The sequence below is a fragment of the Piscinibacter gummiphilus genome (assembly GCF_032681285.1).
Classification (GTDB): Bacteria; Pseudomonadota; Gammaproteobacteria; order Burkholderiales; family Burkholderiaceae_C; genus Rhizobacter; species Rhizobacter gummiphilus_A.
On record NZ_CP136336.1, the window covers coordinates 3,356,236 to 3,369,216 of the forward strand.

Annotated in this window: 12 protein-coding genes; 4 read left to right on the forward strand and 8 right to left on the reverse strand. The window is 65.2% G+C overall.

Features of this window, described 5'->3' with window-relative positions; translation table 11 throughout:
* Positions 1–2: 2 nt before the first annotated feature.
* The 3 genes from greA to carA all read right to left on the reverse strand — a co-directional run bounded on the left by greA (position 3) and on the right by carA (position 4,988).
* Positions 3–479 (reverse strand): transcription elongation factor GreA, encoded by a 477-nt coding sequence (greA, locus tag RXV79_RS15625; RefSeq protein WP_316698768.1) that lies wholly within the window; start codon positions 477–479, stop codon positions 3–5.
* A 92-nt stretch (positions 480–571) separates the two neighbouring features.
* Positions 572–3,826, reverse strand: a complete 3,255-nt coding sequence (gene carB / locus RXV79_RS15630) for a carbamoyl-phosphate synthase large subunit (RefSeq protein ID WP_316698769.1) — start codon at positions 3,824–3,826, stop codon at positions 572–574.
* The gene (gene carA / locus RXV79_RS15635) at positions 3,819–4,988 is read right to left on the reverse strand and encodes a glutamine-hydrolyzing carbamoyl-phosphate synthase small subunit (protein WP_316698770.1); all 1,170 of its coding nucleotides are present in this window, start codon (positions 4,986–4,988) and stop codon (positions 3,819–3,821) included. The genes carB and carA overlap by 8 nt, the downstream gene beginning before the upstream one ends.
* Positions 4,989–5,276: 288 nt before the next feature.
* Between carA and bfr the strand changes: the two genes are divergently transcribed.
* From bfr to RXV79_RS15650, 3 genes are all read left to right on the forward strand, one after another.
* Positions 5,277–5,756, forward strand: coding sequence for a bacterioferritin (gene bfr / locus RXV79_RS15640; RefSeq protein ID WP_316698771.1), 480 nt, complete (start codon positions 5,277–5,279; stop codon positions 5,754–5,756).
* Positions 5,757–5,881: 125 nt separating this feature from the next.
* A complete protein-coding gene (locus RXV79_RS15645) occupies positions 5,882–6,103 on the forward strand; it encodes a (2Fe-2S)-binding protein (protein WP_296717633.1) in 222 nt (73 codons plus the stop codon).
* 130 nt (positions 6,104–6,233) lie between these two features.
* Positions 6,234–6,935 (forward strand): Bax inhibitor-1/YccA family protein, encoded by a 702-nt coding sequence (locus RXV79_RS15650; RefSeq protein WP_316698772.1) that lies wholly within the window; start codon positions 6,234–6,236, stop codon positions 6,933–6,935.
* Between the two features lie 70 nt (positions 6,936–7,005).
* Here the strand turns inward: RXV79_RS15650 and rlmD are convergent, their stop codons facing one another.
* Genes rlmD through surE form a run of 5 tightly spaced genes read right to left on the reverse strand, consistent with a single transcriptional unit; the run spans position 7,006 to position 11,894 of the window.
* Complete coding sequence (rlmD, locus tag RXV79_RS15655) at positions 7,006–8,349, reverse strand: 23S rRNA (uracil(1939)-C(5))-methyltransferase RlmD (protein ID WP_316698773.1); 1,344 nt, start codon at positions 8,347–8,349, stop codon at positions 7,006–7,008.
* Positions 8,350–8,389: 40 nt separating this feature from the next.
* Entirely contained in the window at positions 8,390–9,397 is a 1,008-nt protein-coding gene (gene rpoS / locus RXV79_RS15660) for an RNA polymerase sigma factor RpoS (protein WP_316698774.1), read from the reverse strand.
* A gap of 39 nt (positions 9,398–9,436) precedes the next feature.
* Positions 9,437–10,336 (reverse strand): peptidoglycan DD-metalloendopeptidase family protein, encoded by a 900-nt coding sequence (locus RXV79_RS15665; protein ID WP_316698776.1) that lies wholly within the window; start codon positions 10,334–10,336, stop codon positions 9,437–9,439.
* On the reverse strand, positions 10,336–11,151 hold the full coding sequence (locus tag RXV79_RS15670) for a protein-L-isoaspartate(D-aspartate) O-methyltransferase (RefSeq protein WP_316698777.1): 816 nt from the start codon (positions 11,149–11,151) through the stop codon (positions 10,336–10,338). The genes RXV79_RS15665 and RXV79_RS15670 overlap by 1 nt, the downstream gene beginning before the upstream one ends.
* Positions 11,148–11,894: a 5'/3'-nucleotidase SurE gene (surE, locus tag RXV79_RS15675; RefSeq protein ID WP_296717616.1), complete on the reverse strand. Its 747-nt coding sequence runs from the start codon at positions 11,892–11,894 to the stop codon at positions 11,148–11,150. Before surE ends, RXV79_RS15670 begins: the two co-directional genes overlap by 4 nt.
* Positions 11,895–11,989: 95 nt before the next feature.
* Here surE and RXV79_RS15680 point away from each other — a divergent pair, with 95 nt between their 5' ends.
* Entirely contained in the window at positions 11,990–12,967 is a 978-nt protein-coding gene (locus RXV79_RS15680) for an NADPH:quinone oxidoreductase family protein (RefSeq protein ID WP_316698778.1), read from the forward strand.
* The last annotated feature ends 14 nt before the right edge of the window (positions 12,968–12,981 follow it).

Consider the following 12,981-nt stretch of genomic DNA (forward strand, 5'->3'; position numbering starts at 1 on the left):
GATCAGATGTAGCGGACGTCGACGATCTCGTAGCTCTTGACGCCACCCGGCGCCTGCACGTCGGCGACGGCACCGACATCCTTGCCGATGAGGGCGCGGGCGATCGGTGAGCTGATGGAGATGCGGCCCTGCTTCAGGTCGGCCTCATCGTCGCCGACGATCTGGTAGGTGACGGCTGTTCCCGTGGACTCTTCTTCCAGATCGACCGTGGCGCCGAAGACCACCTTCCCGCCCGCGTTCAGCGAGCTCGGGTCGATGATCTGCGCGGCGGCGAGCTTGCCTTCGATCTCCTGGATGCGGCCTTCGATGAAGCCTTGCTTGTCCTTGGCCGCTTCGTACTCGGCGTTTTCCGACAGGTCGCCCTGTGCACGCGCCTCGGCAATCGCCTGCACCACGGCATGACGCTCCACGGTCTTCAGGCGGTGAAGCTCTTCTTTCAGCAGTTGTGCGCCGCGGGTGGTGATGGGAATGGTGGCCATGAAAGAAACCTTGAAATTCAAATGAGAACCGCCGCCCGGCCCCTTGCGGAAGCTTCGGCGGCGGCCGACTATCTAACAGTGATCGGGAAAGTCTAGTGCAGTTCCGCGTGCAGTTCCTGCAGGGATAGCACCACGAGATCGTCCTGGTGCTTCATGCCCTCGACAGCGGCTTCGCAGCCGGCCATGCTGGTGTAGTAGGTAACCCGGTTCGCCAGCGCCGCCTGGCGGATGTGACGCGAATCGGCAATCGCCGTGCGCGTCTCGTCCACCGTCGTGAAGACCAACTGGATCTCGCCACCCTTGACCATGTCGACGATGTGGGGGCGGCCATCCTTGACCTTGTTGACGACCTTCACCGGCACGCCACCTTCGGCGATCGCCGCGGCCGTGCCCTTGGTCGCGATGACTTGGAAGCCGAGCTTCACGAGATCACGCGCAACTGCCACCGCGCGGGCCTTGTCGCTGTTCTTCACCGTGATGCACACCGTGCCGCGGTCAGGCAGTCGCGAGCCGGCGCCGAGCTGGCTCTTGAGCATGGCCTCCCCGAAGCTGCGGCCTGCACCCATCACCTCGCCGGTCGAGCGCATCTCTGGGCCGAGGATCGGGTCGACGCCAGGGAACTTGTTGAACGGGAACACTGCTTCCTTGACCGAGAAATACGGCGGGATCACTTCGGCCGGCACCCGGCCTTGCTTGTCCTTCTGGTCGGCGAGCTTCTGGCCCACCATGCAACGCGCGGCGATCTTCGCCAGCGGCTGGCCGGTGGCCTTCGATACGAAGGGCACCGTGCGCGAGGCCCGCGGGTTCACTTCGAGCACGTAGACGATGGCATCGGCACCCTCGCCCTGGATCGCGAACTGCACGTTCATCAGGCCCTTGACCTTCAGCGCCTTGGCCATTGCGATGGTCTGGCGGCGAAGTTCGTCTTGCAGAGCCTTCGGCAGCGAATACGGCGGCAGCGAGCACGCCGAGTCGCCCGAGTGGATGCCCGCCTGCTCGACGTGCTCCATGATGCCGCCGATCATGCACTCGGTGCCGTCGCTGATGCAGTCGACGTCGACCTCGATCGCGTCGTCGAGGAAGCGGTCGAGCAGCACCGGCGACTTTTCGCTCACCTTCACGGCTTCGCGCATGTAGCGCTCGAGGTCCTTGTCGCCGTGCACGATTTCCATCGCGCGGCCGCCGAGCACGTAGCTCGGGCGCACCACCAGCGGGTAGCCGATCTCTTGCGCCAGCTGCAACGCCTGCTCTTCGGTGCGGGCGGTGCGGTTGGGCGGTTGCTTCAAGCCCAGCTCATGCAGCAGCTTCTGGAAGCGCTCGCGGTCTTCGGCGATGTCGATGCTGTCGGGCGTGGTGCCGACGATGGGCACGCCGGCGCGTTCGAGGTCGAGTGCGAGCTTCAGCGGCGTCTGGCCGCCGTACTGCACGATCACACCGACCGGCTTTTCCTTGTCGACGATCTCGAGCACGTCTTCCAGCGTCACCGGCTCGAAGTAGAGGCGGTCGGAGGTGTCGTAGTCGGTCGAGACGGTCTCGGGGTTGCAGTTGACCATGATGGTCTCGTAGCCGTCTTCGCGCATCGCGAGGGCCGCGTGGACGCAGCAGTAGTCGAACTCGATGCCCTGGCCGATGCGGTTCGGGCCACCGCCCAGCACCATGATCTTCTTCTTGTTCGTCGGCTCAGCTTCGCACTCCTCGTCATACGTGGAGTACATGTAGGCCGTCTGCGTGGCGAACTCGGCCGCGCAGGTGTCGACACGCTTGTAGACCGGGCGCACGTTTTGCGCCCAGCGCGCTTCACGCACGGCATGCTGGTTCGTGCCGAGCAGCTTGGCCAGGCGCTTGTCGGAGAAGCCCTTCTGCTTGAGGTAGCGCAGCTCGTCGGTGCTGAGACTCTCGAGCGCACGCCCCGCCAGCGACTTCTCGATCTGGATCAACTGCTCGATCTGTGCCAGGAACCACGGGTCGATGGCGGTTTCTTCGAACACTTCCTCGAGGCTCATGCCGATGCGGAAGGCATCGCCCACGTAGAGGATCCGCTCTGGGCCGGGCTCGCCGATCTCTTCGATGATCTCGTCGCGATCGGTGCTGCGCTCGGTCAGGCCGTCGATGCCGGTCTCGAGGCCGCGCAACGCCTTCTGGAAGCTTTCCTGGAAGGTGCGGCCCATGGCCATCACCTCGCCCACCGATTTCATCTGCGTCGTCAGATGCGAGTCAGCGGCCGGGAACTTCTCGAACGCGAAACGCGGGATCTTGGTGACGACGTAGTCGATGCTCGGCTCGAACGACGCGGGCGTAGCGCCGCCGGTGATGTCGTTCTTCAGCTCGTCGAGCGTGTAGCCCACGGCCAGCTTGGCCGCGACCTTGGCGATCGGGAAGCCCGTGGCCTTGGAGGCCAGCGCCGAAGAGCGGCTCACGCGCGGGTTCATCTCGATCACGACCATGCGGCCGTTCTCGGGGTTGATGGAGAACTGCACGTTGGAGCCGCCGGTGTCGACGCCGATCTCGCGCAGGATCGCGATCGAGGCGTTGCGCAGCAGCTGGTACTCCTTGTCGGTCAGCGTCTGCGCCGGCGCGACGGTGATGGAGTCACCAGTGTGGATGCCCATCGGGTCGAGGTTCTCGATGGAGCACACGATGATGCAGTTGTCGGCGCGGTCGCGCACGACTTCCATCTCGTATTCCTTCCAGCCGATGAGACTCTCTTCGATCAGCAGCTCTTTCGTCGGCGAGAGGTCGAGGCCGCGCTTGCAGATCTCTTCGAACTCTTCCGGGTTGTAGGCAATGCCGCCGCCCGTGCCGCCGAGCGTGAAGCTCGGGCGGATCACCATGGGGAAGCCGTTGCCCCCGATCTCCTGCGTGATGCGCTTCTGCACCGCCAGCGCTTCTTCCATGGAGTGGGCGATGCCACTCTTGGCCGAGTGCAAGCCGATGCCGGTCATCGCGTCCTTGAACTTGAGGCGGTCTTCGGCCTTCTCGATCGCGCGCTCGTTGGCGCCGATCATCTCGACCTTGTACTTGTCGAGCACGCCGTTCTTGTGCAGGTCGAGCGCGCAATTGAGTGCGGTCTGGCCGCCCATGGTCGGCAGGATCGCATCGGGCCGCTCCTTGGCGATGATCTTCTCGACCACCTGCCAAGTGATGGGTTCGATGTAGGTCACATCGGCCATCTCCGGGTCGGTCATGATCGTTGCCGGGTTGCTGTTGACGAGGATGACCTTGTAGCCCTCCTCGCGCAGCGCCTTGCAGGCCTGCGCGCCTGAGTAGTCGAACTCGCAGGCCTGGCCGATGATGATCGGGCCGGCGCCGATGATGAGAATGGATTTGAGGTCTTGGCGCTTAGGCATTCTTCTTCTCCATCAGCGCAGTGAAGCGGTCGAACAGGTAGCCAATGTCATGCGGTCCGGGTGAGGCCTCGGGGTGGCCCTGGAAACAGAAAGCGGGTTTGTCGGTGCGGGCCAGGCCTTGCAGCGTGCCGTCGAAAAGGCTCACGTGCGTGGCGCGCAGGTTGGCGGGGAGCGTCTTCTCATCGACCGCGAAGCCGTGGTTCTGGCTCGTGATGCTGACGCGGCCGTTGTCGAGATCCTTCACCGGGTGGTTCGCACCGTGGTGGCCGAACTTCATCTTGAAGGTCTTGGCACCCGAGGCCAGCGCCATGATCTGGTGGCCGAGGCAGATGCCGAAGGTCGGGATGCCGGCGTCGATCAGCTCGCGCGTGGCCTTGATCGCGTAGTCGCACGGCTCGGGGTCGCCGGGGCCGTTGCTGAGGAAGATGCCGTCGGGCTTGTGCATGAGCACGTCGCTCGCGGCCGTCTGCGCCGGCACCACCGTCACCTTGCAGCCGCGGCTGGCCAGCATGCGCAGGATGTTGCGCTTCACGCCGAAATCGTAGGCCACCACATGGAAGCGCGGTGACTGCACCTGGCCGTAGCCGCCCTCGAGCGACCACTCGGTTTCGGTCCACTCGCTCACGCTGGTTTGGCTGACCACCTTGGCGAGATCGAGCCCGCTCATCGAGGGCGCCGAACGGGCGAGCGCGATCGCCTTGTCGGTGTGTGCCGGTGTCAGGGTCTCGCCGAGGGGCAAGGTGAAGATGCAGCCGTTTTGGGCGCCGGTGGTGCGCAGCACGCGGGTCAGGCGACGCGTGTCGATGTTGGCGATGGCGACAGTGCCTTCGGCCTTGAGGTAGCTCGACAGGTCGGTCGTCTTGCGGAAGTTGGAATCAACGATCGGCAAGTCTTTGATCACGAGACCGGCAGCGTGCACCTTGGTGGCTTCGACGTCTTCGGTGTTGACGCCGTAGTTGCCGATGTGCGGATAGGTCAGCGTGACGATCTGGCGGCAGTAGCTCGGGTCGGTCAGGATTTCCTGGTAGCCGGTCAGCGAGGTGTTGAACACCACTTCACCGACGGTGTCGCCGGCAGCGCCGATCGACACACCCTTGAAGACCGTTCCATCCGCAAGTGCAAGAAGAGCCTGGGCTTGAGTGGGCAGCAATGGCGGGGGCACACGATTCTCCGTTTTGTGCGCGCCCAGCTCTGCTCTACGAGCATGAACGGTGAGAAAACCGATGGAGTTTTCGCGTGAACAGCGAGAGGCTTCGCTGGGCGGTGGGGTTTGCGGGTAAACCTTCGAATTGTAGCCGAGTGGACGGCATCCACGCCCCCTGATCGGGTGTGAATACGGACGAGAACGCATCTCGCTCAAAGAGCCCGGCCGAGACGTGGTGAGATGCGGCACAAACGCATTGGCCTCCGATAATCAGGGCTTCTCCATACAAACAAAAAGGACACGACCATGAAGGGCGATGCGAAGGTCATCGAGTTCCTCAACGCGCAGTTGAAGAACGAGCTCACGGCGATCAACCAGTACTTCCTGCACTACAGGATCTTCAAGCACTGGGGCCTCGACAAGCTGGCCGCCAAGGAATACGCCGAGTCCATCGGCGAGATGAAGCATGCCGACAAGCTCATGGATCGCATCCTCACCCTTGACGGCCTGCCCAACCTCCAAGACCTCGGCAAGTTGCTGATCGGTGAAGACACGGTTGAAGTCCTGCAGTGCGACCTGAAGCTGGAGCAGGCGGCCCAAGCCACCATCAAGGACGGCATCGCCCACTGCGAATCGGTGCGCGACTACGTCTCACGCGACCTGCTGCAGTCCATCCTCGACGACACCGAGGAGCACATCGACTTTCTAGAAACCCAGATCGAGCTGGTCAACAAGGTCGGCTTGCAGAACTACCAACAGTCGCAGATGGGCGAAATCGCCTCCTGACGCGACCTTTCCCACCGAGAGGGCCCACTAATCCCCGAAACGGGGCTTGGGCACTCTTGAATTGCGAATCATTCTTATTTATAGTCCGATCTGTCAGCCTGAAGTCTGGGCTTCGAGGGATCGACATGATTGTTTGCGTCTGCCAGCGCGTTTCTGACCGTGACATCGAGCGCCACGCCCACAACGGGTGTGCGAGCTTCGACGAACTCCAGATGGACAGCGGCGTGGCGTCGTGCTGCGGCCGCTGCACCGATTGCGCCCGCAGCGTCTTCGAAGCCGCCCGCTCGGCCGCACCCAAGCAGCACGGAATCGCAAGCCTCCACATCCCCATCGCCGTCGCGGCCTGAGTTGCAGGCCGGCACGCGCCCTGCGTGCACGTTTTCGTGAATGCTGCCGGTGGTCGGCGGAACTAGAATTTTGGCGTCCGGGTCTCAACTCCGTCGACCGGAACTCGATCGTCTTCTTCAAGGAGGTTCCATGAACGACAACCTGCAGGCCGCCTACGGTTTCACCGATGCGGTCCCGTCCGTTGAGCAGCGCAACCGCGTCCTGCGCAACACCTACTGGCTGCTGGCGCTTTCGCTGGTGCCCACCGTGCTGGGCTCCTGGGTCGGCCTCCAGATGGGTTTCAGCTGGTTCGCCGCTCGCCCCTTCATCGGCTTCATGGTGTTCATGGGCGTGGCCTTCGGCTTCTTCTTCGCCATCGAAAAGACCAAGAACTCGGGGCTCGGCGTCATCCTGCTGCTCGCCTTCACCTTCTTCATGGGGCTGATGCTGTCGCGCATGATCGGCGCCGTACTCGGCAACTTCCGCAACGGCAGCCAGCTGATCACGATGGCGTTCGGCGGTACCGCCCTCGTCTTCTTCGGCATGGCCACCTTGGCCAGCACGATGAAGCGTGACATCTCGGGCCTCGGCAAATGGCTCTTCGTGGGCGTCATCGGCCTGATCGTCGCCAGCGTCGCCAACATCTGGCTGCAGATGCCGGCGCTGATGATGACGGTCTCCGTGCTGGCGGTCGTGATCTTCTCGGCCTACATGCTGTACGACCTGAAGCGCATCGTGGACGGCGGCGAAACGAATTACGTCACCGCGACGCTCGCCATCTACCTCGACGTCTACAACGTGTTCGTGCACCTGCTGAGCTTGCTCGGCATCTTCGGTGGCGAACGCGACTGACGCCTATCGGAACTCGCCTATCGGCGGGACGAAAGGCGGGGGCCCTTGGGCCCCCTTTTCTTTTTTAGCTTCAGTTCTTTTCGAAGACCGCCATGCTTTCCACATGCGCGGTGTGCGGGAACATGTTGACCGCGCCAGCCGCCACGCAACGGTAACCCGCCTGATGCACCAGCAAGCCGGCGTCACGCGCCAGCGTGGCCGGGTTGCAGCTCACGTAGACGATGCGTGACGGAGCCTTGTAGTCGGGTGCCAACGCGGGGTCGGCCGCCAGATCGGCGAGCGCCTTGGCGAGGGCGAAAGCGCCTTCACGCGGCGGGTCTACCAGCCACTTGTCGGCGTGGCCGTAGCTCGCCAGTTCCTGAGGCGTGATCTCGAAGAGATTGCGCGCCACGAACTCCGTCTTGTCCGCCAGCCCGTTGACCAGCGCGTTCTCGCGCGAGCGGGCAACGAGCGCTTCGCTGCCCTCGATGCCGAGCACCTCCCGCGCCTGTGTCGCGATCGGCAAGGTGAAGTTGCCAAGACCGCAGAACCAATCGATCACGCGCTCGTGTGCCTGCGCACCGAGCCGCATGAGCGCCTGCCCCACGAGCACCTGGTTGATCTGGTGGTTGACCTGCGTGAAGTCGGTGGGCTTGAACGGCATGGTGATGCCGAACTCAGGCAGGGTGTAGGCGAGACGCGGGCCGGTGTCATCCAGGCGGTGCACCGTGTCGGGCCCCTTGGGCTGAAGCCACCATTGAATGGCATGAGTCGCGCCGAAGTCGCGCAGGCGCTGCAGGTCGCCTTCGGTCATGGGCTCGAGGTGGCGTAGCACGAGCGCCGTCACCTCGTCTCCCACGGCCACTTCGATCTGCGGCAGGCGATCGCGCTGGTCCATGCCGGCGACGAGATCACGCAACGGCACCAGCAGCGCACTCAGATGCGGCGGCAGCACCTCGCAGCTGTCCATGTCGGCCACGTAGCTCGACTTGCGCTCGTGGAAGCCCACCAGCACCTTGCCCTTCTTCACCACGTGGCGCACCGACAGTCGCGCCCGGTAGCGGTAGCCCCAGGCGGGGCCTTCGATCGGCCGCAGCACACGCTCGGCCTTCACCTTGCCCAGGTGCCAGAGCGCGTCTTCGAGCGCCCGCTGCTTGGTGGCCACCTGCGCGCCCACGTGGAAGTGCTGCATCTTGCAGCCTCCACAGGTGCCGAAGTGACGGCACGCGGGCGTCACCCGTTGCGAACTCTCGCGGCGCAGGTCGACAACGGTCGCCTGCTCCCAGTTGTTCTTGCGGCGCTGCACGCTCACCCGCACTTCTTCACCTGGCAACGCGCCATCGATGAAAACCACCTTGCCCTCGGCGTTGTGCGCCACGCCCTGCGCCTCGAGGTCGAGAGATTCGACCTTGAGCCATTCGTCTGCTGCTGTCATGGGGCCGATTGTCTCAGCCCGGCGCGGCTCACCCGCGTGGTCAGAACAGCGAATCGCGACTGACGCCGCTGCGCGTCATGCGGCGCTTGAGCTTGACCAGCGCCTCCTGCTGGATCTGGCGGATGCGCTCCCGCGTGAGACCCAGGCGTTCGGCCAGCACCTCCAGCGTCTCGGGCTCGCGGTCGTGCAAGCCATATCGGCCCGCCAGCACCTCGCGCTCACGCTCGCTCAGCTCTTGCAGACCATGCTGAAGCAGCAACTCGACCTCGTTGTGCAGCGTCAGGTTGACCGGATCGCTCGCACCGTCGTCGGCCACGCTGTCGAGCATCGACTCCGTGCCATCGCGGTCGAGCGGCACATCAAGTGAGGTAGGGGTTTCGGCGAACTTCAGGAGTTCGGCCACTTCCTGCACGGGCCGGCCGATGCGCAATGCAATGTCTTCGACCCGCACCTGCTGCTCGCCATCGGCATGGGCGGTTGCGGCTTCGAGCGCACGGCGTGCCTTGAGCACCTGGTTGAGTTCGCGCACCACGTGCACGGGAAGCCGCACCAGGCGGGCCTGGTGCATGATCGCGCGCTCGATGCTCTGGCGGATCCACCACGACGAGTAAGTCGAGAAGCGAAAACCGCGCTCCGGCTCGAACTTGCCGATCGCATGCATCAAGCCGAGATTGCCCTCTTCGATGAGGTCGGTCATCGGCAGGCCACGGCCGAGGTAGTTTTTCGCGATGCTCACGACCAGGCGCAGGTTGCGCTCGATCATCTGCTGGCGTGCCGCGAAGTCGCCCGCACGGGCGCGCACCGCAGTCTCGAATTCCTCTTGCGGCGTGAAGAGCGGCGCCCGGCGGATCTCTCGCAGGTAGGCCTGCAAGGTGTTGCCGACCTCGCCCTCGCCCGCCGTGATCTCGGCGGCAGCGGCCGGCGCCGGCTCGTCGGCTTCGAGGTCGTCGACGCTCGTCTGCAGCACCGACTGCAGCGTGGGCGGCACGCCGCCCACCGGCGGATGCTCGACCGCAGACCCGTTCCCCGTATGGCGCTTCTTGCTCATGGTGCGCGTGTGCAGGTCCGGGCGGTTCGTCGGGTGCGCTCAGCGCGGCGGCAAGAGCCTCGCCGGGTCGATGGGCTTGCCTTGCTTGCGGATCTCGAAGTGCAGCTGCACGCGCTCCGCATCGGAAGAACCCATCTCGGCGATCTTCTGTCCACGTTTGACAGCTTGTTCTTCCTTGACCATCAGGGCCTGATTGTGAGCGTAGGCCGTGAGGTAGGTGTTGTTGTGCTTGATGATGACAAGGTTGCCGTAGCCGCGCAGGCCGGAGCCGGCGTAGACGACCTTGCCGTCGGCCGCGGCAACCACCGGGTCGCCCGCCTTGCCGGCGATCGCAATGCCCTTGGTGCGCGACTCGTCGAACGAGCCCACGACCGAGCCGTTCGCCGGCCACAGCCAGTTGACGTTGTCGTCACCCTCGCGGGCCACCGGCGGGGTGGGTGCGACGGGCGGTGGCGCAGGCGGCGTCGATGCAGCCGGAGTCGTCGAAGGCGGGGGCGCCTTCCCGTCGAGCGGGCGCGACTCCAGTTTCGGCAGCGTGACCGGCCGCGTGGCCACGGCATTCGGGTCGACACCCGGCGGCACGACGCGCAACACCTGCCCCACCTCGATCACGTTGGGGTTCTCGAGGTTGTTCCACTTGAGGATGTCTTTCCAGCTCTGGCCGGTTTCCAGGCCGATGCGGATCAGCGTGTCGCCAGGCTTAACCGAATAGAAGCCCGGCTTGCCCGCGTTCTCGCTGCCGGGCAGCGGCTTCACGGCGGATGCAGCCGGCTCCGGCGCGGCCGGTGCCGACGCCGCGGTGGCGACGGGAGCCACCGCGCCTGGCCGTGCGGAGAGCGAGCGGTCTTCGACCGGCGCGCGGTACTTGTTCGGCGATGCACAGCCCGCCATGACCACCACGGCAGAAAAACCCAGCACGAGACGCGAGGTCAACGTCATCAATCCATTCCTGATTTCAGAGGCACAAAGTTCACGGCTTCATGCACAGAGCGCACGTAGCCGGTTTCGGTTCGGTCCACGACGACCAGCACCTGCTGCCGTCCGCCCGCATCGTGCACCGGGGCCACCAGCCGCCCACCCACGGCGAGCTGCTCGAGCCAGGCATCGGGCAGCGCCTCGCCGCCGGCGGCCGAGATGATGCTGTCGTAAGGCGCATTCGGTGCATGCCCGCGCATGCCGTCACCATACACCAGCCGGATGTTCGTGAGCCGCAGCGGCGCGAGCAGCTCGCGCGCCTTGTCGTGAAGCGGCTTCAGCCGCTCGACACTCATCACCTGGCGCGACAGCTGCGCCAGCACCGCGGCCTGGTAGCCGCAACCCGTGCCGATCTCGAGCGTCTGCCCGAGCGATTGGCGCGCGCGCGCATTGGCCCCGGCCATGAGCAGCTCGATCATGCGCGCCACGACAGACGGCTTGGAGATCGTCTGCCCATGCCCGATCGGCAGGCTCGTGTCTTCGTAGGCCTGGATGGCCAGCGCCGTGTCGACGAAGAGGTGGCGCTGCACCTTGTTGAGCGCGGCGATCACGAGTTCATGGCGCAGGCCTGCGGCCTGCAGGCGGCTCACCATGCGCTGGCGCACGTCGCCCGAGTCGAGGCCCAACCCGGAAGGCCGCACCGCGCGTGCCGAATCCACGGCCGCCTGCTGCAGCGGTGCCTGCGGGCGCAGCAGCGTTGTCTTCCTGGCACCGCCGCTCGCCACCAGGCCGTCGAGCTTCAGAGGAAATTTGGGGCGTGGCCGCTCGGGGGTCGTCATGCCGACATCCACTCTCGCCATGCCGGCAGGCCAGCGTGGTCGGTCAGGTCCACCTGCAAAGGCGTGATCGAGATGCGGCCGTTGGCCGTGGCGTGGAAATCGGTGCCCGAGGCGGCATCGCGTGCATCGCCGGCGGGGCCGATCCAGTAGATGGGTTCCCCGCGCGGGTTGATCTGGCGGATCACCGGCTGGCTCGCGTGGCGCCGGCCCAGCCGCGTGACTTCGCGTGGCAGGCTTGCCGCATCGGCGCGGTTGGGGATGTTCACGTTCAGGAGCCACGGCGCCGCGGAGGGTGGCGATGCGAGCACGTGTTCGACGATCGATCGGGCCACCTGCGCCGCTTCGTCCACATGCGCCCAGCCCTTCTCCACCTGCGAGAACGCAATCGCGGGAATGCCGAAGAGAAAGCCTTCCATCGCCGCGGCGACGGTGCCCGAGTAGAGCGTGTCGTCGCCCATGTTGGCGCCGTTGTTGATGCCCGACAGCACGAGGTCGGGCCGGTGCGGCAGCAGGCCCGTGAGCGCGACGTGAACGCAGTCGGAGGGCGTGCCGTTGAAGTAGCGGAACCCATTCGCTGCCGTGTACGCCGAGAGCGGGCGATTCAGCGTGAGCGAGTTGGAGGTGCCGCTCGCGTTCTGCTCGGGCGCCACAACGTCGATCTCGCCGAGGCCCTCGCAAGCCCGCACCAGAGCGGCCAGGCCCGGTGCGAGGTAACCGTCGTCATTCGCAATGAGGATGCGCATGCGGCGATTGTAGGGACTCGTCACCTGCGTGACGGGGCCGGAGCGAGCGTGCCGTCTATCATCTTCGGTCCACTGACCACAGGATGGAGACAACGATGAAGGCATGGCTCTGCGAGAACCCGATCGGCCCCGAAGCCCTGGAGTGGAAAGACCTCCCGACGCCAGAACCGAAAGCCGGCGAAGTGCGCATCGCGATCAAGGCGGCCAGCCTTAACTTCCCCGACCTCCTGATCGTCCAGAACAAGTACCAGGCCAAGCCCACGCCGCCCTTCGTGCCGGGCTCCGAATACGCCGGCGTCATCGAAGCCGTGGGTGAAGGCGTGACCAACTTCAAGGTCGGTGACGCCGTCGCGGCCTTCGGTGGCGGTGGTGGCTTCGGCACCCACGTGGTCGCCAAGACCTCGCTGCTGATGCCGCTGCCCAAGGGCTTCGCGTTCGACGACGCCGCCGCATTCCTCTGCACCTATGGCACCACCTGGCACGCGCTGATGGACCGCGGCGCACTCAAGCCCGGCGAGACCGTGCTGGTGCTGGGCGCTGCCGGTGGCGTGGGCACGGCCGCGATCCAGATTGCGAAGGCCGCGGGCGCCAAGGTGATCGCAGCAGCGTCGAGCGACGAGAAGTGCGCGCTGTGCAAGGAGCTGGGCGCCGACGCGACGATCAACTACGCGAAGTCCAACATCCGCGACGAGATCAAGGCCCTCACCGACGGCAAGGGCCCCGACATCGTCTATGACCCGGTGGGCGGCGACCTGGCCGAGCCGGTGTTCCGCTCGATCGGCTGGCGTGGCCGCTATCTGGTGATCGGCTTCGCGCAAGGCACGATTCCCGCCATCCCGCTGAACCTCACGCTGCTCAAGGGCGCGTCGATCGTGGGTGTGTTCTGGGGCGAGTTCGCACGCCGCGAGCCGAAGAACCACGTGCAGGCGCTGGCCGACCTGGCAGCCTGGTACGCGCAGGGCAAGATCAAGCCGGTGATCGACACCCGCCTGCCGATGACGGGCCTCAAAGACGCGTTCACCCGCATGGGCAGCCGTCAGGTGCGCGGCAAGCTCGTCCTCGTCAACGAGTGACACCAGCAACGGCG

Bases quoted from the DNA above. Each gene is read 5' to 3' on its own strand.
- RXV79_RS15665 (WP_316698776.1), bottom strand. From the start codon at position 10,336: ATGACGTTGACCTCGCGTCTCGTGCTGGGTTTTTCTGCCGTGGTGGTC.
- RXV79_RS15680 (WP_316698778.1), top strand. From the start codon at position 11,990: ATGAAGGCATGGCTCTGCGAGAACCCGATCGGCCCCGAAGCCCTGGAG.
- greA (WP_316698768.1), bottom strand. From the start codon at position 479: ATGGCCACCATTCCCATCACCACCCGCGGCGCACAACTGCTGAAAGAA.
- surE (WP_296717616.1), bottom strand. From the start codon at position 11,894: ATGCGCATCCTCATTGCGAATGACGACGGTTACCTCGCACCGGGCCTG.
- RXV79_RS15670 (WP_316698777.1), bottom strand. From the start codon at position 11,151: ATGACGACCCCCGAGCGGCCACGCCCCAAATTTCCTCTGAAGCTCGAC.
- rpoS (WP_316698774.1), bottom strand. From the start codon at position 9,397: ATGAGCAAGAAGCGCCATACGGGGAACGGGTCTGCGGTCGAGCATCCG.
- rlmD (WP_316698773.1), bottom strand. From the start codon at position 8,349: ATGACAGCAGCAGACGAATGGCTCAAGGTCGAATCTCTCGACCTCGAG.
- carB (WP_316698769.1), bottom strand. From the start codon at position 3,826: ATGCCTAAGCGCCAAGACCTCAAATCCATTCTCATCATCGGCGCCGGC.
- RXV79_RS15650 (WP_316698772.1), top strand. From the start codon at position 6,234: ATGAACGACAACCTGCAGGCCGCCTACGGTTTCACCGATGCGGTCCCG.
- bfr (WP_316698771.1), top strand. From the start codon at position 5,277: ATGAAGGGCGATGCGAAGGTCATCGAGTTCCTCAACGCGCAGTTGAAG.
- RXV79_RS15645 (WP_296717633.1), top strand. From the start codon at position 5,882: ATGATTGTTTGCGTCTGCCAGCGCGTTTCTGACCGTGACATCGAGCGC.